The sequence below is a fragment of the Pseudoduganella umbonata genome, from assembly GCF_014192225.1.
Taxonomy (GTDB): Bacteria; Pseudomonadota; Gammaproteobacteria; order Burkholderiales; family Burkholderiaceae_D; genus Rugamonas; species Rugamonas umbonata.
Genome location: NZ_JACHXS010000002.1, coordinates 239,791 through 258,732 on the forward strand (window position 1 = coordinate 239,791; position 18,942 = coordinate 258,732).

General features: G+C 65.2%; 18 protein-coding genes and 1 pseudogene. 8 read left to right on the forward strand and 11 right to left on the reverse strand.

Features of this window, described 5'->3' with window-relative positions:
- Positions 1–44: 44 nt before the first annotated feature.
- The 3 genes from FHS02_RS06085 (at position 45) to FHS02_RS06095 (ending at position 3,859) form a co-directional block, all read left to right on the forward strand.
- Positions 45–809: a gamma-glutamyl-gamma-aminobutyrate hydrolase family protein gene (locus tag FHS02_RS06085; RefSeq protein WP_137314883.1), complete on the forward strand. Its 765-nt coding sequence runs from the start codon at positions 45–47 to the stop codon at positions 807–809.
- A 109-nt stretch (positions 810–918) separates the two neighbouring features.
- Complete coding sequence (locus FHS02_RS06090) at positions 919–2,289, forward strand: glutamine synthetase family protein (protein WP_137314882.1); 1,371 nt, start codon at positions 919–921, stop codon at positions 2,287–2,289.
- 160 nt (positions 2,290–2,449) lie between these two features.
- Positions 2,450–3,859, forward strand: coding sequence for an aspartate aminotransferase family protein (locus FHS02_RS06095; RefSeq protein WP_137314881.1), 1,410 nt, complete (start codon positions 2,450–2,452; stop codon positions 3,857–3,859).
- A gap of 22 nt (positions 3,860–3,881) precedes the next feature.
- On the opposite strand, the pseudogene FHS02_RS06100 reads toward FHS02_RS06095, so the two are convergent.
- Positions 3,882–5,345: pseudogene (locus FHS02_RS06100) on the reverse strand (high affinity choline transporter 1).
- Positions 5,346–5,622: 277 nt separating this feature from the next.
- On the opposite strand from FHS02_RS06100, the gene FHS02_RS06105 reads away from it, so the two are divergent.
- The gene (locus FHS02_RS06105) at positions 5,623–6,309 is read left to right on the forward strand and encodes a hypothetical protein (protein ID WP_221403794.1); all 687 of its coding nucleotides are present in this window, start codon (positions 5,623–5,625) and stop codon (positions 6,307–6,309) included.
- Between the two features lie 83 nt (positions 6,310–6,392).
- Here the strand turns inward: FHS02_RS06105 and FHS02_RS06110 are convergent, their stop codons facing one another.
- The gene (locus FHS02_RS06110) at positions 6,393–7,940 is read right to left on the reverse strand and encodes a catalase (protein ID WP_371861405.1); all 1,548 of its coding nucleotides are present in this window, start codon (positions 7,938–7,940) and stop codon (positions 6,393–6,395) included.
- Between the two features lie 211 nt (positions 7,941–8,151).
- Here FHS02_RS06110 and FHS02_RS06115 point away from each other — a divergent pair, with 211 nt between their 5' ends.
- Positions 8,152–9,642, forward strand: coding sequence for an aldehyde dehydrogenase (locus FHS02_RS06115; protein WP_137314879.1), 1,491 nt, complete (start codon positions 8,152–8,154; stop codon positions 9,640–9,642).
- 10 nt (positions 9,643–9,652) lie between these two features.
- Here the strand turns inward: FHS02_RS06115 and FHS02_RS06120 are convergent, their stop codons facing one another.
- Positions 9,653–10,126, reverse strand: coding sequence for a MarR family winged helix-turn-helix transcriptional regulator (locus tag FHS02_RS06120; protein ID WP_217496836.1), 474 nt, complete (start codon positions 10,124–10,126; stop codon positions 9,653–9,655).
- A gap of 85 nt (positions 10,127–10,211) precedes the next feature.
- Here FHS02_RS06120 and FHS02_RS06125 point away from each other — a divergent pair, with 85 nt between their 5' ends.
- Positions 10,212–11,153: a quinone oxidoreductase family protein gene (locus FHS02_RS06125; protein WP_137314878.1), complete on the forward strand. Its 942-nt coding sequence runs from the start codon at positions 10,212–10,214 to the stop codon at positions 11,151–11,153.
- Positions 11,154–11,197: 44 nt separating this feature from the next.
- On the opposite strand, the gene panB is transcribed toward FHS02_RS06125, so the two are convergent.
- The 7 genes from panB to FHS02_RS06160 form a co-directional block, all read right to left on the reverse strand.
- Positions 11,198–12,073 carry a 3-methyl-2-oxobutanoate hydroxymethyltransferase gene (gene panB, locus FHS02_RS06130; RefSeq protein WP_371870556.1) on the reverse strand — a complete coding sequence of 292 codons (876 nt, stop codon included), beginning with the start codon at positions 12,071–12,073 and terminating at the stop codon, positions 11,198–11,200.
- A 76-nt stretch (positions 12,074–12,149) separates the two neighbouring features.
- Positions 12,150–12,497, reverse strand: a complete 348-nt coding sequence (locus FHS02_RS06135) for a DMT family protein (RefSeq protein WP_137314876.1) — start codon at positions 12,495–12,497, stop codon at positions 12,150–12,152.
- A gap of 3 nt (positions 12,498–12,500) precedes the next feature.
- Positions 12,501–12,983, reverse strand: a complete 483-nt coding sequence (gene folK, locus FHS02_RS06140; RefSeq protein ID WP_137314875.1) for a 2-amino-4-hydroxy-6-hydroxymethyldihydropteridine diphosphokinase — start codon at positions 12,981–12,983, stop codon at positions 12,501–12,503.
- On the reverse strand, positions 12,983–14,509 hold the full coding sequence (pcnB, locus tag FHS02_RS06145; RefSeq protein ID WP_137314874.1) for a polynucleotide adenylyltransferase PcnB: 1,527 nt from the start codon (positions 14,507–14,509) through the stop codon (positions 12,983–12,985). Before pcnB ends, folK begins: the two co-directional genes overlap by 1 nt.
- On the reverse strand, positions 14,502–15,170 hold the full coding sequence (locus FHS02_RS06150; RefSeq protein ID WP_137314873.1) for a histidinol-phosphatase: 669 nt from the start codon (positions 15,168–15,170) through the stop codon (positions 14,502–14,504). The genes pcnB and FHS02_RS06150 overlap by 8 nt, the downstream gene beginning before the upstream one ends.
- Positions 15,171–15,178: 8 nt before the next feature.
- Positions 15,179–15,844 (reverse strand): DnaA regulatory inactivator Hda, encoded by a 666-nt coding sequence (hda, locus tag FHS02_RS06155; protein ID WP_137314872.1) that lies wholly within the window; start codon positions 15,842–15,844, stop codon positions 15,179–15,181.
- Positions 15,841–16,107 carry a hypothetical protein gene (locus FHS02_RS06160; protein WP_137314871.1) on the reverse strand — a complete coding sequence of 89 codons (267 nt, stop codon included), beginning with the start codon at positions 16,105–16,107 and terminating at the stop codon, positions 15,841–15,843. Before FHS02_RS06160 ends, hda begins: the two co-directional genes overlap by 4 nt.
- A gap of 50 nt (positions 16,108–16,157) precedes the next feature.
- On the opposite strand from FHS02_RS06160, the gene purM reads away from it, so the two are divergent.
- Positions 16,158–17,201 (forward strand): phosphoribosylformylglycinamidine cyclo-ligase, encoded by a 1,044-nt coding sequence (gene purM / locus FHS02_RS06165; protein ID WP_137314870.1) that lies wholly within the window; start codon positions 16,158–16,160, stop codon positions 17,199–17,201.
- A 4-nt stretch (positions 17,202–17,205) separates the two neighbouring features.
- On the forward strand, positions 17,206–17,499 hold the full coding sequence (locus FHS02_RS06170) for a nucleotidyltransferase domain-containing protein (RefSeq protein WP_137314869.1): 294 nt from the start codon (positions 17,206–17,208) through the stop codon (positions 17,497–17,499).
- Positions 17,500–17,668: 169 nt separating this feature from the next.
- On the opposite strand, the gene FHS02_RS06175 is transcribed toward FHS02_RS06170, so the two are convergent.
- Positions 17,669–18,883, reverse strand: a complete 1,215-nt coding sequence (locus tag FHS02_RS06175) for a 6-phosphofructokinase (protein ID WP_137314868.1) — start codon at positions 18,881–18,883, stop codon at positions 17,669–17,671.
- Positions 18,884–18,942: the final 59 nt, after the last annotated feature.

Below are 18,942 nucleotides of genomic sequence, written 5' to 3' on the forward strand. Positions count from 1 at the left end.
TTACATTAAATACATCGGTCGTCATCGTTTGCGGAGTTGTATATATGCGCCGTCCCATCGTCCTCGTTCCAGCGTGTACCCGGCAAATCGGGCATTTCCCGAACCATGCCGCACAGAACAAGTATGTGAACGCCGTCGTCCTCGGCGCGCGTTGCATGCCCCTGATCCTGCCCGCGCTGGCCGAGCTGACGGACATGGAAGCGGTACTCCACGTGGCGGACGGCGTCATGCTGACCGGGTCGGCGTCGAACGTGCATTCCGACCTGTATGGCCAGCCGATCCGCAACCCGGACCTGCCGCTGGATGCGGCGCGCGATGCCACCACGCTGCCGCTGATCCGCGCGGCCATCAAGCGCGGCATCCCGCTGCTGGGCATCTGCCGCGGCTTCCAGGAGATCAACGTGGCGCTGGGCGGCACGCTGCACCAGGCGGTGCAGGAATTACCGGGCATGATGGACCACCGCGACCGCGAAGACGATTCCCTGGAAGTGCAGTATGGTCCCGCGCACCCCATCTACCTGACGAAGGGGGGCAAGTTTGCCGAAATGCTGGGCAACCCGGAGGAAATCACCGTCAATTCCCTGCACGGGCAGGGTATCGACCGGCTGGCCCCCGGCGTGACCGTGGAAGCGGTCGCGCACGACGGGCTGGTGGAGGCTTATACCGTGGACGCCGCGCATGGCTTCACGCTGGCGGTGCAATGGCACCCCGAGTGGCGCATCACGGAAAACCCCGACTCGATGAAGATGTTCCTGGCATTTGGCAATGCTTGCCGCGAATTCCAGGCGCGTCGCCAGGAGCGGGGCTGATGACTACCTACGAGGCCTGGGCGGGCGGAATCCCATAGCTGCGCTTCCATGTGAAGTTCGAGGGACGCGGCCCGCACCCGGCTGCGAACATTGACTTATGGAGCAAAGCATGGCTATCCGCGAGAATTTCAGTTATACCGACATGGACGAGTGGCTCAACGCAAAACGAGTCACCGAAATCGAATGCCTGGTGCCGGACCTGACCGGCGTCGCCCGCGGGAAGATCCTGCCGCGCGGGAAGTTCACCCAGGAACGCGGCATGCGCATTCCCGAGGCGATCCTCGGCATGACCGTCACCGGCAATTCCCCCACCGACGACCCGGCCTACGACCGCGCGATCTCGAACATCGATCGCGACATGATCCTGAAGGCCGACCCCGGCACGATCACGATGGTGCCGTGGGCCACCGATCCCACCGCGCAGGTGATCCACGACTGCTATTTCGCCGACGGACGCCTGGTCGATTTCGCGCCGCGCTCCGTGCTGCGCCGCGTGCTGAAGCTGTACGAGGACAAGGGCTGGAAGCCGGTGGTGGCGCCCGAGCTGGAGTTCTACCTGACCGCCAAGATCTCCGATCCGGACCTGCCGCTGAAGGCGCCGGTGGGCCGCAGCGGCCGCGCCGAAACGTCGCGCCAGGTCTACAGCATCGATGCCGTCAATGAATTCGATCCGCTGTTCGAAGACATCTACGATTACTGCGACGTGATGGGGCTGGACGTGGACACGCTGATCCACGAGATCGGCGCCGGCCAGATGGAAATCAACTTCCTGCACGGTGAACCGCTCGGCCTGGCCGACAAGGTGTTCTTCTTCAAGCGCACGCTGCGCGAGGCGGCGCTGAAACACAATATGTACGCCACCTTCATGGCCAAGCCGATGGCCGGCGAGCCCGGCTCGGCGATGCACATCCACCAGAGCGTGGTCGACGCGAAGACGGGCTGGAACATCTTCTCCAACGAGGACGGTTCGCCGTCGCAGCTGTTCAAGCACTACATCGGCGGCCTGCAGCGCTACATGCCTTCGGCGCTGGCGATCGTGGCGCCGTACGTGAACTCGTACCGCCGGCTGGTGCGCCATACGGCGGCACCGATCAACATCCAGTGGGGCGTGGACAACCGCACCGTCGGCTTCCGGGTGCCCGAATCGGGCATCCAGGACCGCCGCGTGGAAAACCGCATCATCGGCTCGGACGCCAATCCCTACCTGGCGCTGGCCGTCACGCTGGCCGCCGGCTACCTCGGCATGACCGAAGGGCTCGATCCCACTGAAATCACCCATGGCAGCGCCTACGAGATGAAGTACGAACTGCCGCAAGGGCTGCCGGAAGCACTGGGCCTGTTGCGCAAGGAAGAAAAGCTGCGCGGGGTGCTGGGCGAGCGCTTCATCGACGTGTATGCTGCCATCAAGGATCTCGAGCACCAGGAATTCATGACCGTCATCAGCCCTTGGGAACGGGAACACCTGCTGCTTCACGTCTGACGACCCACCCAAGCAGAACCGGGGGCAGCGGGTCTGGCTCCCGGTAACGTAAACGGTTTATACTGAATCACTGACCTTGCCCGGTCAGCCGATATTTTCGCCGGCCGCCTGGCCGGCTGTCGCGTGGCCCGCGTGACCGCGCCTTCACCAGGAGGCAATCATGACCACCACCCCGATCGTGCCGGAGCTGCCGGACACCAAGGGCTTGCAGCGGCTCGATGCCGCACACTACCTGCACCCGTTTACCGACCACGCGGCGCTTGCGCAGAAGGGCGCGCGCGTGATGGTGCGCGGTGACGGCATCTGGCTGTGGGATTCCGACGGGCGCAAGGTGCTCGACGCGATGTCAGGCCTGTGGTGCGTCAACGTGGGGTATGGCCGCCGCAGTATCACCGAGGCGGTGGCGCGGCAGATGGATACGCTGCCGTTCTACAACAGCTTCTTCAACACCACCACGATCCCGGCCGTGCAGCTGGCCGCCAAGCTGGCGAAGATCGCCCCCGCCGGCTTCAATCATGTGTTCTTCACCGGTTCCGGTTCGGAAGCGAACGACACCAACGTGCGCATGGTGCGCCGCTACTGGGACCTGGCCGGGCAGCCCGATCGCACGGTCATCATCAGCCGCCATAACGCCTACCACGGCAGTACGATGGCCGGAGCGTCGCTGGGCGGCATGAGCGGCATGCACGTGCAGGGCGGGCTGCCGATTCCCGGCATCGTCCACATCGGGCAGCCGCACTATGCCGACCATGGCGCCGGCATGACGCCGGAAGAATTCGGCATCCACGCGGCCGGCTGGCTGGAAGAGCGGATCAGGGAACTGGGGCCGGACAAGGTGGCCGCGTTCATCGGCGAACCGATACAGGGCGCCGGCGGCGTCATCATTCCACCGTCCACCTACTGGCCGGAAATTCGCCGCATCTGCGACAAATACGACGTGCTGCTGATCGCGGACGAAGTGATCACCGGCTTCGGCCGGCTGGGCACCTGGTTCGCATCGGACCTGTACGGCATGCGCCCCGACCTGATCACATTCGCGAAAGGCGTCACCTCCGGCTACGTGCCGCTGGGCGGCGTGCTGGTGGGCGAGCGCGTGGCGCAGGTGCTGGTCGGGGGCGGCGACTTCAACCACGGCTTTACCTATTCCGGGCACCCGGTGGCCTGCGCGGCCGCGCTGGAAAACATCCGCATCCTCGAGGAAGAAGGGCTGGTGGAACGGGTCGCGCACGATACCGGGCCTTACCTGCAGCAGCGCTTCGCCAGCCTGGCCGCGCATCCGCTGGTCGGCACGGCCGACAGCTTCGGCTTCGTGGCCGGGCTGTCGCTGGTGCGGCGCAAGGCCGCCAACGTGCATCACCAGGTGAAGTTCGATCCCGCGCTGGGCGTGGGCATGCTGTGCCGCGCACACATGTTCGAGAACGGCGTCATCATGCGCGCCGTGGGTGACCGGATGATCATCGCGCCGCCGCTGGTGATGACGCGCGACCAGATCGACGAGATGATCCAGAAGATCCGCTTCTGCCTCGACCTGGCGCTGGCGGATGTGATGGAGCGGGGCTGGCTGGGCTGAAGCGCGCCCCGCGGCGTTTCGCTCAGGCCTTGGCGCCGGCGATGTGTGCCGGCTGTTCCTGCCGGTTCTTCAGCACCTGCGGCGCCAGCGAACCGACGATCATCCCGGCCAGCGCGGCCAGCAGGCCGGCCAGCTGGCCCGGGAATGCTTCACCCAGATCGGAGATCTGCGGGAAGAACAGCAGCCAGACGGCGATGCCGGCGCCGATCGACAGGATCGCGCCCTGCGTGGTGGCGCGCCGCCAGTACAGGCCCATCACCAGCGGGATGAACGCACCCACCAGCGTCACCTGGTAGGCCGACGACACCAGTTCATAGATCGACGTGCCCTGCATCGCGATCGCATACGCCAGCACCAGCGCGGCGAAGACGACGATCGTCACGCGCATCGCCAGCAGTTGCTGCTTGTCGCTCATGCCCGGGCGCAGGTTCTTCAGGATGTTCTCGACGAAGCTCGTCGATGGTGCCAGCAGCGTGGCCGACGACGTGCTCTTGATCGCCGACAGCAGCGCGCCGAAGAACAGGATCTGCATGATCAGCGGCATCTTCGTCATCACGAACGTGGGCAGCAGGCGCTGGTAGTCGTTCTTGGCCAGTTCCATCGCGCTGTCGCCCATCACGACGACCGCGGCGGCCACGATGAACATCGGCACGAAGCCGAAGATGATGTAGCTGGCGCCGCCGATCACCGCGCCGGTGCGCGCGGTGGGCGCATCCTTGGCCGACATCACGCGCTGGAATACGTCCTGCTGCGGAATGCTGCCGAACATCATCGTGATGGCGGCGGCGAAGAAGAACATGATGTCGGTGAACGTCGGTTCCGGCCACAGGCGCCACAGGTCGGCGCTGTGCGCCATGTCGAGCACCTTGCCGGCGCCGCCGGCCAGGTCGGCCGCGAAGAAGGCGATGACCGTCATGCCCACCACCAGCACGATCATCTGGATGAAATCGGTGATCGCCACGGCCAGGAAGCCGCCGACCACCACGTAGATCAGCACGGCCAGCGTGCCGATCACCATGCCCGCCGCCGGCGCCAGCGCGCCGTTCGTCAGTACCGCGAACACCAGGCCCAGTGCGGTGATCTGCGCCGCCACCTAGCCCAGGTAGCTGAGGATGATCGCCACCGAGCAGAACACCTCGATGCCCTTGCCGTAGCGCTGGCGGTAATAGTCGCCGATCGTCAGCAGGTTCAGTTTGTACAGTTTCGTGGCGAAGAACAGGCCGACGAGGATCAGGCAGGTACCGGCGCCGAACGGGTCCTCGATCACGGCATTCAGGCCGCCCTGCACGAATTTCGCCGGCACCCCCATCACGGTCTCGGCACCGAACCAGGTGGCGAATGTTGTCGTGATGACCATGATCAGCGGCAGGCTGCGGCCGGCGACGGCGAAGTCGCTGGTGTTCTTGATCCGCGTGCCCGCCCACATGCCGAGGCCCAGCGTTCCCAGGAGATAGAGCGCGACGAAAATGATCAGGGTGGTGTTCATGCGATTGGAACTTTCGGGGGCGGAAAAATGCGCGCGGAAAATCCCGGATTATAAAGGCAGGATGCGGGCTCCGGAGCAACTTCACCGGGATTTGTGACCGATGTTGTCAGCCGGGGCGGCCCGCCGTTCGTCGGGAAACTTGACGCGCCACCGATGGCGCGCACGCTTTGCGGGGCATGGCGCGCGTGGCATGGCTTATGCGAGATCAACGTGCATGGACGTTCAATTTCCCAGGGAGCCCATCATGAAACAACTTTTGCGGTTGATCGGGACAACGATGCTGTCGATCGCCATGGCGCCCGGCGCCCAGGCGATACCGCTGTCCACGCTGCTTGCCGGCGGCACGCTGAACGCGGGCGGCCTCGCGTTCTCCGACTTCGGCGCCAGCTACGGCGCGTCGGATCCCTTGCGGGTTTTCAATGCCGCCAATATCGACGTGACCGTGACGTCCGACGGGGCGCCGTTGGGTGCGGGGTTGAGGTTCGATATGCGCGGCAACGAGCTGGCGGTGCACGGCAACGGCGTGTACGCCTTTGTCGGCCTGCAGATGAGCTTTCGCGTGGCCATGCTCGATCCGGCCCTGGCCGGCCTTGGCGCCGCGCTGGCGATGGAAAGCCGCACGATCGACATGCGGCACGATGACAGTGGCGTCTACATTGCCGATTCGGTGCGTGGCCGGCCCGGCGGGAATGGCCCGGTGGGGTTCCCCGGCATGGGGTGGGACTGGAATTTTCCGATTCCGTCTTTCCGGACAACGGATCTGGCCAGCCTGGCGCCACAGCCCGGGATATGGGTCGACAAGCACATGCTGGTATGGGCGGTCGACCGCGCGGATACCGTTGCGCTGATGGTTTCCTCGCAGCGCTTCAGTGTTGAATTGCCGGAGCCCGGCAGCCTGCCGTTACTGGCGATCGCGGCGCTCGCGGCGGCGGCCGTACTGCGGAGCAAACGGCCTGCGGTGTGATGCCGCGCTGCTGCGGCATCGGGATGGCGCCGGGCGATCGAAGCAAGGCCCGGCGCTGGCTGATTCGACTTCCGGTGGTGCGCTTAGTCCTTCAGCGCGGCAGCCAGTTCGGCCACCTTCGCACCATCGGCGCCCACCGCCTTCACCAGCCGCTTGCCATAGTCGGCATCGGCTTTATGGAAGTGCGACAGCATCGTGTACAAACTGACCTGGTTCTTCACGCGCTTCAGGTCGCCGGAGAGGTTGGCGATCAGGTCGTCCTTGTCCTGCGCCGACAGGGAGCGGTAGAAGTCGCCGGCCTGCTGGAAGTTCAGCGTTTTCGCGATGCGCTGCTGCTGCGTGGTACCGGTCAGCGGCAGGTTGCTGCTGCGGGCGTTCGGGTCTTCGGCCAGGTTGGCGATGCGGCTGGGCTGGTAGTTCACGGTGCCCTTGCGGCCGTCGATGTTCATCGCGCCATCCTGCTGGTGGTTGCGCACGGGGACCAGGGGCTTGTTGATCGGCAGCGACTGGAAGTTCGCGCCCAGGCGGTGGAATTGCGTGTCGACGTACGAGAACAGGCGACCCTGCAGCATACGGTCTTCCGAAGCCTCGATGCCCGGCACCAGGTTACCCGGCGCCATCGCGACCTGCTCGGTGGCTTCGAAGAAGTTGTCCGGCACCTTGTTCAGCACCATCGTGCCCACTTTGCGCTCGGCGATGTTCGGCCAGGTCTTGGTGGCGTCGAGCGGGTCGAAATCGAACTTGTCGAGGTCCTGCGGTTTCAGGATCTGCACCGTCAGGTCCCAGGTCGGGAGCTTGCCGGCGTTGATCGATTCATACAGGTCCACCGTGGCGTGGCTGGTGCTCTTGCCCTGGATGACCGGGATCTCCTGCGGGCGCAGGTTGCGCTCGCCCTGGCGCGATTTCCACGCGAACTTCGCGTACACATAGTCGCCCTTGGCATTGACCAGCTTCAGCGCATGCACGCTGCTGCCGTTCATCTGGCGGTAGTTTGCCGGCGTGCCCCAGTTCGAATACACGCGGGTCAGCATCGCCGTTGCCTCGGGAACATGCGAGAAGAAGTCGAACACGCGCTCCGGTTCCTGCACGTTGGTGACCGGGTCCGGCTTCAGCGCATGGATCATGTCGGGGAACTTGATCGCGTCGCGGATGAAGAAGATCGGCAGGTTATTGCCGACCAGGTCCCAGTTGCCTTCCTGCGTATAGAACTTGGTGGCGAAGCCGCGCGGATCGCGCGTGGTCTCGGCGCCCGAACGGCTCGGGATCACGGTGGAAAAGCGCACGAAAACGGGGGTAACGGTACCCTTGGCGAACAGCTTTGCCTTGGTCAGGTCGGACAGGTCGTCGGTCGTGGTGAACGTGCCATGGGCACCGGTGCCGGTTGCATGCACCACGCGCTCGGGGATGCGCTCGCGGTCGAAGCGCTGCAGCTTCTGTACCAGGTGCACGTCCTGCAGCAGCGTGGGGCCGCCGGGGCCGGCGGTCTGGCTGTTCTGGTTGTCGCCAACGGGGGCGCCGTTATCCTTCGTCAGGGTTTGGGCATAGGCGCCGGTCGACATCGATGTCAGTGCGGATACGATGGCCATCGCGCACAACAGCGCGCGGCCAGGCCTGGAAGCCATGAACTCCATATACTCTACCTATTAAGTTAAATGTTTGGGGAAGGCTTATACTATCGGGAGGGCTGTCATTATGGAAATTCATTGTGACTATCGATTTGATAGCAATAACTGATCGACAAGCCGGCGGTAGAATCGGCTAACACTGAGTTCGCTCAAACTTGATCGGCCGAACCTGATCGGCTGAAACCTGATCGGCCAAAACCACTGCCCGGAGACCGCCATGAACGATTCCACCAGCTGGCACGAGCGCGCCCAGGCGCTGAACATCGACGGCCGCGCCTTCATCGGCGGCCAGCGCACCTGGGCCCGCGCCGGGCAGCAATTCGACAACCGCTCGCCGATCGATGGCCGCGAACTTGGCCCGGTAGCCCGCTGCGGCGCCGAGGACGTGGAGCTGGCCGTCGCGGCAGCCAGGGCCGCGTTCGAGGATGGCCGCTGGGCCGGCATGGCGCCGGCGAAGCGCAAGCGCATCCTGGTGAAATTCGCCGACCTGATGCAGCAGCATTGCGATGAACTGGCGCTGCTGGAAACGCTCGACATGGGCAAGCCGGTCAAGTACAGCCTGGCGGTCGACGTGGCGGGCGCGGCGAACTGCATCCGCTGGTATGGCGAAGCCATCGACAAGGTGTACGGCGAAATCGCCCCCACGCCGGCCGACAGCCTGGCGCTGGTCACGCGCGAGCCCGTCGGCGTAGTGGGCGCGATCGTGCCGTGGAACTACCCGATGCTGATGGCGTCATGGAAGATCGCGCCGGCGCTCGCGGCGGGCAACAGCGTGGTGCTGAAACCGTCGGAGAAGTCGCCATTGACGGCATTGCGCCTGGCCGAGCTGGCGCTGGAAGCGGGCATTCCCCCCGGCGTCTTCAACGTGCTGCCCGGCTTCGGCAACGAAGCCGGCAGCGCGCTGGCACAGCACATGGATGTCGACTGCATCGCGTTCACCGGCTCCACGCGGGTGGGCAAGCAGATCGTGCAGATGGCGGGGCAATCGAACCTGAAGCGCGCGTGGACGGAACTGGGCGGCAAGTCCGCCAACATCGTCTGCGCGGATTGCCCGGACCTGGATGCGGCGGTGGCGGCATCGATCGGCTCGATCTTCTTCAACCAGGGCGAGAGCTGCAATGCGCCGTCGCGGCTGTTCGTGGAAGAATCGATCCGCGCACGCTTCATCGAGAAGGCGCTGGCCATGGTGCCGGACTTCGCGCCGGGCGATCCGCTCGACGCGAACACGGTGATGGGCGCGATCGTCGACGAAACCCAGCTGGCCACGGTGATGAAATACATCGGCGAAGGCAAGGCCGCCGGCGCGCGGCTGCTGGCCGGCGGCGAGCGCGTGCGGCGCGATACCGGCGGCTATTACGTGGCGCCGACGATCTTCGACAACGTCGGTGCCGGCATGAGCATTGCCCGCGAAGAGATCTTTGGGCCGGTGCTGTCCGTGCTGAGCTTTACGTCGCTCGACGAAGCGGTGCGGCAGGCCAATGCCACGCCGTACGGCCTGCATGCGGCCGTGTGGACGGCGGACCTGTCGAAAGCCATCAGGACCTCGCGCGCGCTGCGCGCCGGCACCGTGCACGTCAACCAGTACGACAACGACGACATCACGGTACCGTTCGGTGGCTACAAGCAGTCGGGCAACGGCCGCGACAAATCGCTGCACGCGTTCGACAAGTACACGGAGCTGAAGACGACCTGGATCCAGGTCGCCTGAGCCTGCCCGTCTAACGGCCGGCTTTCCCGCCGCCTTCGCTCCCCGGCTGCATCATGCGCTCGAGCAGCTCCTGGAGGAGCTGCCGGTCCGCCGCGCCGAGCCGTTCGGTCAGCGGTGCCAGCGCCATTTGGGTTTGCCGGTGCAGGTCCTGGACGAGCCTGGCCCCTTCGCCCGTCAGGAACACATCCGTTGCCCTGCCGTCCAGTGCGTTCGGCGCGCGCGCCACGAGTCCGCGCTTTTCCGCCCGGGCGATGAGCCCCGACATCGTCTGCTTTTCCAGACCCAGGTAGTCGGCCAGTTCGGCCATGCGCGGCCGCCGGTCCCACAAAATCCCCAGCACCCGGATCAGCGTGAGGGACAGGTCGTTCTCGGCGCCGATCTTGTTCAGGACGGCCATCGTGGCGAAGGCGACCGGCACGAGGGCGTCGACCAGGTCCGCGGCGGCCGGCGTGGCGCTTGTTGTCGGTGGCTGCTCTTTCATCATGCCTGCATGTTGACATAGTTCGCAATGCGTATCAATATTAGATCGTAATACGAACCTTTATCGTGCCGCATCCAAGGAGAGTCCCATGAAAGCCGCCGTCGTCACATCGTTCGATCACCCGCCGCGTTATACCGACATCGGCGAACCTGTTCCCGAAATGCCCGGCGAAATGCTGGTCGACGTGCTGGCCGCCGGCCTGCATCACATCACCCGCGGGCGTGCTTCGGGCGCGCATTATTCCAGCACGGGCCGGCCGCCGCTCGTCGCCGGTGTCGACGGAGTGGGGCGCGGCACGGACGGCAAGCTGCGCTACTTCGTCCAGGCCCCCGACCAGCTCGGCACGATGGCCGACAGGACCGTCATCGAACTGCGGCGCAGTATCGAATTGCCGGGCGACTGCGACCCCGTCGCACTCGCCGCCGCGATGAATCCGGCAATGGCGTCCTGGCTGGCGCTGCGTTGCCGCGTGCCGTTCCAGGAGGTCAGGAACGTGCTGATCCTCGGGGCCACGGGCAGTTCGGGAAGCATGGCGGTGCAGGTCGCGCGGCACCTGGGGGCGGTGCAGGTGATCGCGGCTGGCCGCGACGAGCACAAGCTCGCCAGGTTGCGCGAACTCGGCGCCACCGACACCGTGACCCTCGGCGATGCGCGGCTGGGCGCCCTCGCAAGCGATGTGGATGTGGTGCTCGATTTCGTCTGGGGCGAACTTGCCGTGCGCATCATGGAGACGGTCATCCGGCAGCGCAAGGATCGCGGTGCACCGTTCACGTGGATACACATCGGTTCCATGGCGGGCGATATGGCGCCGATTCCGGGCGCGCTGCTGCGTGCCGCCAATATCGAGATCGTGGGCAGCGGGCACGGCTCGGTATCGGATCGGGCAATCCTGGGCGAACTGCCCGCGCTGGCAAGGCAAATCGCCAGCGGCACGTTCCGCATCGACGCGCAGGGCACGCCGCTCAGCAGCGTGGAACAGGCCTGGCGGACGCCGGCCGGCACCGGCGCCCGTATCGTCTTCACTCCATGAAGCAGGCACGGACGGTGCCGGCCAAAAAATACGATTCCAGGAACTTAGAAGCAGTGTTCGGGGGCGGGGAAGCTGCCGTCCTTGACGGCGGCGACGTAGGCGGAAAACGCGGCTTCGATGGTGGGCTGGCCATCCATGAAGTTGCGCACGAAGCGGGCCTTGCGGCCAGGGAAGACGCCCAGCAGGTCGTGCATCACCAGTACCTGGCCGGAGCAGTCGGGGCCGGCGCCGATGCCGATGGTGGGAATCGACAGCGCCTCGGTGACCGCCTTGCCGACGCTGGACGGCACCGCTTCGAGCAGCACGATCGAGGCGCCGGCGGCCTGCAGCTTCAACGCGTCGGCCTTCAGCGCATCGGCGCTTTCCACGGTCTTGCCCTGCACCTTGTAGCCGCCCAGCTGGTGGACGAACTGCGGCGTCAGCCCGATGTGTGCGCACACGGGCACGCCGCGTTCGACGAGGAAGCGCACCGTGTCGGCCAGCCAGCCGGCACCTTCGATCTTGACGATGTGGGCGCCGGCCTGCATCAGCTGCACGCAGCTGGCCAGCGCCTGCTCGGGCGTGCCGTAGCTGCCGAACGGCAGGTCGGCCATGATCATCGCGGACTTGGCACCGCGCGCGACGGCAGCCGTGTGGTACGCCACTTCCTGCACGGTGACCGGCAGCGTGGACGTGTGGCCGTTGCACACCATGCCCAGCGAATCGCCGATCAGCAGGATTTCAACGCCGCTCTTGTCCATCAATGCGGCAAAGCTGGCGTCGTAGCACGTCAGCATGGAGATTTTCTCGCCGGCCGCGCGCAGCGCGGTCAGCGCAGGAAGCGTGACGGCCTTGTTCGCCGCCGCTTTTGCCGGTGCCGGCGTGCCGCTCGTCGTGGGAGTAGCCGCGGACATCTCTTTACCCTGCAGATAACCAGACATGGAAGTCCTCTAATAAAATCGTTACGGCGCGTATTCTAAACCCCGGCGAACGACCGTGCAGAAGTGCAGCCAGGACTCAGGACCGGAAGATGAAGTAGACGGCGCCGATCAGGCAGAGACCCGCCCAGATGTAATCGGTCTTGAACGGCTCGTTCATGTAGATCATCGCGAACGGCACGAATACGGAAAGCGTGATCACTTCCTGCATGATCTTCAGCTGCGCCAGGCTGTATTGCGTGTAGCCGATCCGGTTGGCCGGCACCTGCAGCAGGTATTCGAACAGCGCGATGCCCCAGCTGGCGAATGCCGCGACATACCAGGCCTTGGTGGAGAAATTCTTCAGGTGGCCGTACCAGGCCACCGTCATGAAGACGTTCGACAGGGTCAGCAGGCCGGCGGTCTGCACGATGACGGGGATCTGCATGGGTCAGGCGATGCCCTCGATGCGCTCGATGCGTTGATCGGCAACATCCGGCGCGAACGATGCGGCGGCGCCGAGGCCGGGCACGGCGACGTGCGGTGCGATTTCCAGCAGCGGTACCAGCACGAAGGCGCGCTGCGTCATGCGCGGATGCGGCACCGCCAGCGTGGCGGTGTCGACGATGTCGCCGCCGTACAGCAGCAAATCGAGGTCCAGCGTGCGGGGCGCGTTGCGATAGGGGCGCTCGCGGCCGTGTTCCTGCTCGATCGCGAACAGGGCCTCCAGCAGTGCATGCGGCGCCAGCGTGGTGTCGATGCGGGCCACGGCGTTGATGTAGTCGTCGCCGGAAGAGTCGATCGGCGCCGTGCGGTACAGGCTGGAGACGGCCGTGACGGCGATCCCGGCTACGCGGCGCAGCCGCGCCACCGCGTCGAGCGCATTGGCACGCGCGTCGCCGAGATTGGCGCCGATGCCAACGAACGCTTCCATCAGTCGATGGTCGGCGTGGTCGGCGCCGTGTCCGGCCCGCCGCCTTCGCCACGCTTGCGGCGCGGGCCGCGACGGCGGCGTTTCGGTGCCGCCGCGGCGCCGTATTCGCCTTCGCCCTCGGCATGCAGATCGTCGCCGTCGAAGTCGTCGTCGCCGCCGTGTTCCGCAGCATGGTCGGCCTGGTCGGCGGCCTCGCCGCCTTCCTCAAGGCGCGTGCCGCGGCGCGGCGGCCGCTTGCGCTTGCCGGCGGCGCCGCCGCTCGAAATGGCCGTTACCATCTCGGCGCGGATCGTTTCGTCGGCCTCGTAGAACGCGCTCCACCAGTCGCCCAGCTCCTGCTCGATCTCGCCGGACGAGCAGCGCAGCAGCAGGAAGTCGTAGCCGGCGCGGAAGCGCACGTGTTCCAGCAGCTTGTACGGGTTCTTGCCGTTGCGGCGCTCGAAGCGCGGCTGCATGGCCCAGATGTCGCGCATGTCGGAGCCGATCTTGCGCTGCAACGCCAGCTTTTCGGTCTGCGATTCCAGCACCTCGTCCGCCGCCAGGTGCAGCGCCGGGATCGGGAATTCGCCGGAAGCCTGGTAGGCGTTCCATTTTTCCAGCACCTGGTGCCACAGCAGCGATGCGAACAGGAAGCCCGGCGACACCGTCTTGCCCGAGGCGATGCGCTTGTCCGTCGCTTCCAGCGCCAGCGTCACGAACCTGAAGCCCAGCGGCTGCTCGAGCACCACGTCGAGCAGCGGCAGCAGGCCGTGGTGCAGGCCGGCCTTGCGCAGTTGCAGCAGGCAGGCGAGGGCGCTGCCGCTCATCAGCAGCTTGAGCATCTCGTCGAACACGCGGGCGGCCGGCACGTTGTTGATCAGCGGCGCCATCACGGAGATCGGTGCCGCGGTGGTCGGCTCGATGTCGAACTTCAGCTTGGCGGCGAAGCGCACCACGCGCAGCATGCGCACCGGGTCTTCCCGGTAGCGCGTTTCCGGCTGGCCGATGATGCGCAGCAGCTTCGCGCGCATGTCGCGCATGCCGCCGTGGTAATCCAGCACCTGCTGGGTGGCCGGGTTGTAGTACATCGCGTTGATGGTGAAGTCGCGGCGTTCGGCATCCTCGGCCTGCGTGCCGAACGTGTTGTCGCGCAGCACGCGGCCGTGTTCATCCTTCGGCGCATTGTCGGTGGCGGTGCCGCGGAAGGTGGTCACTTCCAGCAGGTCCTGGCCGAACATCACGTGCACGATCTGGAAGCGGCGGCCGATGATGAAGGCGCGGCGGAACAGCTTTTTGACCTGCTCGGGCGTGGCGTTGGTGGCGATGTCGAAATCCTTGGGCTTCACGCCCAGCAGCAGGTCGCGCACCGCGCCGCCGACGACAAACGCCTCGAAGCCCGCTTCCTGCAGCGAGGAAGTCACGCGGACCGCGTTCGATGACACCATCTTCGGGTCGATGCCGTGCTGCTCCGGGCCGAGGATTTCGGGTTCGCTGTTGCTGTGGGCATCCTTGACGCCCAGGATCTTGCGGATGAATTTCTTAATCATTGAATAATTCGAGTAAAGCCCAGCCGCGCTCGTTGGCGTGGCGGGTCAGGACGGCATTCGGGTTGGTGGCGACCGGATGCGAGACGATCGACAGCAGCGGCAGGTCGTTGTGCGAGTCGCTGTAGAAGTACACGTTGTCGAAGTGCTCGAGCGTTTTCCCCATCTGTTCCAGCCACGCCCGGGTATGCAGGATCTTGCCCTCGCCCTGGGTCGGCTTGCCGCCCAGGCGGCCGGTGATGCGGCCATCCACGATTTCCGGCATTGCCGCGATCAGGTGATCCACGCCGAACGCCTTGGCGATCGGCGCGGTGACGAAGTGATTGGTCGCCGTGACGATGGCCACCATGTCGCCGGCATCGTGGTGGCGCTGCAGCAGCGCGCGTGCCGCGGGCAGGATGTTCGGTTCGATGACTTCGGCCATGAATTGCTGCTGCAGGGCGGCCAGCCGCTCCGGATCGAACGTGGCCAGCGTGCCGAGCGCGAACTCGAGGTATTCCACCGGGTCCAGCGTGCCGGCCTGGTACTGGGCAAAGAATTCGTCGTTGCGGCGGGCGAAGGCGGCGGTATCGACAGCGCCCTTACGGCACAGGAACTGGCCCCATTCATAGTCGGAGTCGATGGGCAGCAGGGTGTGGTCGAGGTCGAACAGGGCCAGGTTCATGGGGAGCTTTAATCTTTTTCCGCCTGCAGCCATTCGCGCAGCAGCGGCAGGGTGATCGGACGTTGGGTTTCCAGGGAATATTGGTCGAGCGAGTCCAGCATCGAGGACAGCGAGCGCATGTCGCGCCTGAAATGGGACAGCAAATAGGGTAACACGCCCGGCGACAGCGTCAAGCCGCGGCTCGCCGCCGCCTGGGAGAGCGCGGCCACCTTCTCGTCGTCGGAGAGCCCGTGCAACTGGTAGATCAGGCCCCAGCCCATCCGCGTGCGCAGGTCTTCGCGCACCGGCAGCACGGCGGGCGGCACGGCGCCGCTGCACACCATCCAGGCATCGTTGGCGCGAATCTCGTTGAACAGTGCGAACGCATCGATCTGCGCCACCGGCGAGAGCTTTTCGCAATCGTCCAGCAGGTACAGGTCGATGTCGGGGGAGTACAGGAATTCGGATTCGATCGAGAACGGCGAAATGTAGCGCGCCCGCTCGGTGGCGGCCAGGGCCCGCAGCAGGTGGGTCTTGCCGGCCCCCACTTCGCCCCACAGGTAAGCGAAATGCTCGCGCGAGCTGCGGCCGGCGAACTGGCGCATCAGCGCCGCCACCTCGGCATTGCGGCCCACCTCGAACGATTCGAGCGTGTGGACCGGCTCGGCCCCGAGGTCCAGCACCAGCTGTTTCATGGCTGCCGCCCTGTTTTTATTGTTATTTCCACAACACGCATTTCATCGCGCATTTCATCATATTCGCTGATCACATCCGGCATTATATAAAAGCGGGATGCTTCCTCCGCTTCCTGCCGCGCAGCGCCCGGGGATACCGGTTGTTCTCGTTGTGCGGTCGGGGCAGGGGGCATGGAGGCGAAATATGGGATTTGGCGGGAACGTTTTGCTAAAATAGCGGACTTGATGGCAAATTCGCGGACTTGATGGCGAAAATGCTGCATCGTCTTCTACGCATCTTATCTATTCTACCGCCTCCGCCGCGAATTACACCATGAGCCAACCTTCCAACGTATCCCTGTCCTACCGTGACGCCGGCGTCGATATCGATGCCGGTGATGCCTTAGTCGAAGCCATCAAGCCGTTCGCCAAGCGCACGCTGCGCGAAGGCGTGATGGGCGGCATCGGCGGCTTCGGCGCGCTGTTCGAGATCAGCAAGAAATACAAGGAACCGGTGCTGGTGTCCGGCACGGATGGCGTGGGCACCAAGCTGAAGCTGGCGTTCGAACTGAACCGTCATGACACGGTGGGCATCGACCTGGTGGCCATGAGCGTCAACGACATCCTGGTGCAGGGCGCCGAGCCGCTGTTCTTCCTCGACTACTTCGCCTGCGGCAAGCTGGACGTGCCGACCGCGACCGACGTCATCAAGGGCATCGCACAGGGTTGCGAGCAGGCCGGCTGCGCGCTGATCGGTGGTGAAACGGCCGAGATGCCGAGCATGTATCCGGCCGGTGAATACGACCTGGCCGGCTTCGCCGTTGGCGCGGTGGAAAAGTCGAAGCTGATCGACGGCACCAAGATCGCCCCGGGCGACGTGGTGCTGGGCCTGGCCTCGTCGGGCGCCCACTCGAACGGTTACTCGCTGGTGCGCAAGATCATCGAAGTGGCCAAGCCGGACCTGGAAGCCGACTTCCACGGCCGCAAGCTGGCCGACGTGCTGATGGCGCCGACCCGCATCTACGTCAAGCCGCTGCTGGCGCTGATGGAATCGATGGAAGTGAAGGGGCTGGTGCACATCACCGGCGGCGGCCTGGTGGAAAACATCCCGCGCGTGCTGCAGGATCACCTGACGGCCGAGCTGGACGGAAAATCGTGGACGATGCCGCCGCTGTTCCAGTGGCTGCAGCAGCACGGCGGCGTGGCCGACGCCGAAATGCACCGCGTGTTCAACTGCGGCATCGGCATGACCGTGATCGTCTCCGCCGACAATGCGGATGCGGCGATCGCCCAGCTGACCGCCGCCGGCGAGACCGTCTCGCGCATCGGCACGATCCGCGCCCGCCAAGAGGGCGAGCACCAGACGATCGTGGTGTAACACGATGAATGCCCGCCTGCCGGAAGAGCGCATCGTCGCCATCCTGCAGGCGGAGCTGGCCGGGCTCCTCGGCGTGTGGCTGTTCGGCAGCCAGGCCAATGGCCATGCGAATGCTGAAAGCGATGTCGATTTTGCCGTGCTCGTTGCCGGCAAAGCCGATCCTTTGCAGCTGTGGGATATAAGCCAGAAACTGGCAGCGGTAACGCAATTACCGATCACGGTAGCGGTGATCCGCGATCATCTCGACGATTTCCTTGTCTTTTCCAGCCAGATGCTGGGCCATTCGTCCGCTGGCTGAGACCTTCAAAACCGGTGACAGGCACCGGTTTTTTTGCAACGAATGTTCCAGAAAAATAGGTGTCTGGGAGGAGCGACGGCCTGCAGGCCATCTCCGCTACGCAGGCGCGAAGCGGCGCTTCTCGAAACCCCTGCTTCGCCACCGGTTATTCTCCGGGTTTCGCGGGTTTCTACGCTTTCAGGATCTTCGGCACCCGCGCGCAGCGCAGCCGGAACGCATCCGGCATGCCCGAGCCCAGCAAAGGCCGCAGGTACAGCCGGAACGCATCGGTGACGTCGGTGCCGGAAGGGGCGATGAATTCGTCTTCCATCGTGCGCGTCTTGCCCGCCACGTCCGATAGAGGCAGCAGCGCGTAGTCGGCCGAATAGAAGCCGCTGCGGCGGATCGCCACCGAGCCGTCGCGGTCACCCCAGAACGCATACTGCACCGCCTTTTCGCCGACCTCGCGGGCTTCGCGCTGGTCCACGTCCGACACGCAGCCGATGAACGAGCGTTGCAGATAGCCGAACGTGTCGCCGCGCACGCGTTTGATTCCCAGCTTCTCCCGGATCTCGTCGCACAGCAGGTCGGCCAGCGCACCGGTGCCGGACAGCTGCACGTTGCCATGCGCATCTCTCTCCACTTCCCTGGCCAGCAGCGTGGCAATCGGCTCGCCGCTGGCATCGTGGATGCCCTCCGAGACGGCGATCACGCAGCGGCCGTACCGATCGTACGCGGCCTTCACGTCGGCCAGGAAGGACTCGATCGAGAAGGTGCGCTCGGGCAGGTAGATCAGGTGGGGCCCATCGTCCGGGAATTTCTTGCCCAGCGCCGACGCGGCGGTGAGGAAGCCCGCATGGCGGCCCATCACCACGCCCACGTATACGCCGGGCAGCGAAGCGTTGTCCAGGTTCGCGCCGGCGAACGCCTGGGCCACGAAGCGCGCGGCCGAGGGAAAGCCGGGGGTATGGTCGCTGCCCACCAGGTCGTTGTCGATCGTTTTCGGGATGTGGATCGCGCGCAGCGGATAGCCGGCGGCGCGCGCCTGTTCGCTGACGATGCGCACCGTGTCCGACGAATCGTTGCCGCCGATGTAGAAGAAATGTTCGATCTCGTGGGCGCGCAGCACGTTGAAGATCTCGGCGCAGCACTTCGCGTCAGGCTTGTCGCGCGTGGAGCCGAGCGCCGACGATGGCGTGGCCGCCACCAGCTCCAGGTTATGGCTGGTTTCCTGCGTGAGGTCGATGAACTGTTCGTCGACGATGCCGCGCACGCCGTGCAGCGCGCCGTACACCCGCGTCACGTCTCGAAAGCGCCGCGCCTCCAGCGCCACGCCCACCAGCGACTGGTTGATGACGGCGGTCGGGCCGCCTCCCTGTGCCACCAGAATCTTGCCTGAACCCATAGCCAGCCTCCTGTCGGATGAGAGCTGCCAGCATACGCCTTTGGCTGCGCGGTGGCCGC

What these genes read in the sequence shown, in the direction of transcription:
- FHS02_RS06085 (WP_137314883.1), top strand. Translation starts at nt 45, where the DNA reads ATGCGCCGTCCCATCGTCCTCGTTCCAGCGTGTACCCGGCAAATCGGG.
- FHS02_RS06090 (WP_137314882.1), top strand. Translation starts at nt 919, where the DNA reads ATGGCTATCCGCGAGAATTTCAGTTATACCGACATGGACGAGTGGCTC.
- FHS02_RS06095 (WP_137314881.1), top strand. Translation starts at nt 2,450, where the DNA reads ATGACCACCACCCCGATCGTGCCGGAGCTGCCGGACACCAAGGGCTTG.
- FHS02_RS06105 (WP_221403794.1), top strand. Translation starts at nt 5,623, where the DNA reads ATGCTGTCGATCGCCATGGCGCCCGGCGCCCAGGCGATACCGCTGTCC.
- FHS02_RS06110 (WP_371861405.1), bottom strand. Translation starts at nt 7,940, where the DNA reads ATGGAGTTCATGGCTTCCAGGCCTGGCCGCGCGCTGTTGTGCGCGATG.
- FHS02_RS06115 (WP_137314879.1), top strand. Translation starts at nt 8,152, where the DNA reads ATGAACGATTCCACCAGCTGGCACGAGCGCGCCCAGGCGCTGAACATC.
- FHS02_RS06120 (WP_217496836.1), bottom strand. Translation starts at nt 10,126, where the DNA reads ATGATGAAAGAGCAGCCACCGACAACAAGCGCCACGCCGGCCGCCGCG.
- FHS02_RS06125 (WP_137314878.1), top strand. Translation starts at nt 10,212, where the DNA reads ATGAAAGCCGCCGTCGTCACATCGTTCGATCACCCGCCGCGTTATACC.
- panB (WP_371870556.1), bottom strand. Translation starts at nt 12,073, where the DNA reads ATGTCTGGTTATCTGCAGGGTAAAGAGATGTCCGCGGCTACTCCCACG.
- FHS02_RS06135 (WP_137314876.1), bottom strand. Translation starts at nt 12,497, where the DNA reads ATGCAGATCCCCGTCATCGTGCAGACCGCCGGCCTGCTGACCCTGTCG.
- folK (WP_137314875.1), bottom strand. Translation starts at nt 12,983, where the DNA reads ATGGAAGCGTTCGTTGGCATCGGCGCCAATCTCGGCGACGCGCGTGCC.
- pcnB (WP_137314874.1), bottom strand. Translation starts at nt 14,509, where the DNA reads ATGATTAAGAAATTCATCCGCAAGATCCTGGGCGTCAAGGATGCCCAC.
- FHS02_RS06150 (WP_137314873.1), bottom strand. Translation starts at nt 15,170, where the DNA reads ATGAACCTGGCCCTGTTCGACCTCGACCACACCCTGCTGCCCATCGAC.
- hda (WP_137314872.1), bottom strand. Translation starts at nt 15,844, where the DNA reads ATGAAACAGCTGGTGCTGGACCTCGGGGCCGAGCCGGTCCACACGCTC.
- FHS02_RS06160 (WP_137314871.1), bottom strand. Translation starts at nt 16,107, where the DNA reads ATGCAGCATTTTCGCCATCAAGTCCGCGAATTTGCCATCAAGTCCGCT.
- purM (WP_137314870.1), top strand. Translation starts at nt 16,158, where the DNA reads ATGAGCCAACCTTCCAACGTATCCCTGTCCTACCGTGACGCCGGCGTC.
- FHS02_RS06170 (WP_137314869.1), top strand. Translation starts at nt 17,206, where the DNA reads ATGAATGCCCGCCTGCCGGAAGAGCGCATCGTCGCCATCCTGCAGGCG.
- FHS02_RS06175 (WP_137314868.1), bottom strand. Translation starts at nt 18,883, where the DNA reads ATGGGTTCAGGCAAGATTCTGGTGGCACAGGGAGGCGGCCCGACCGCC.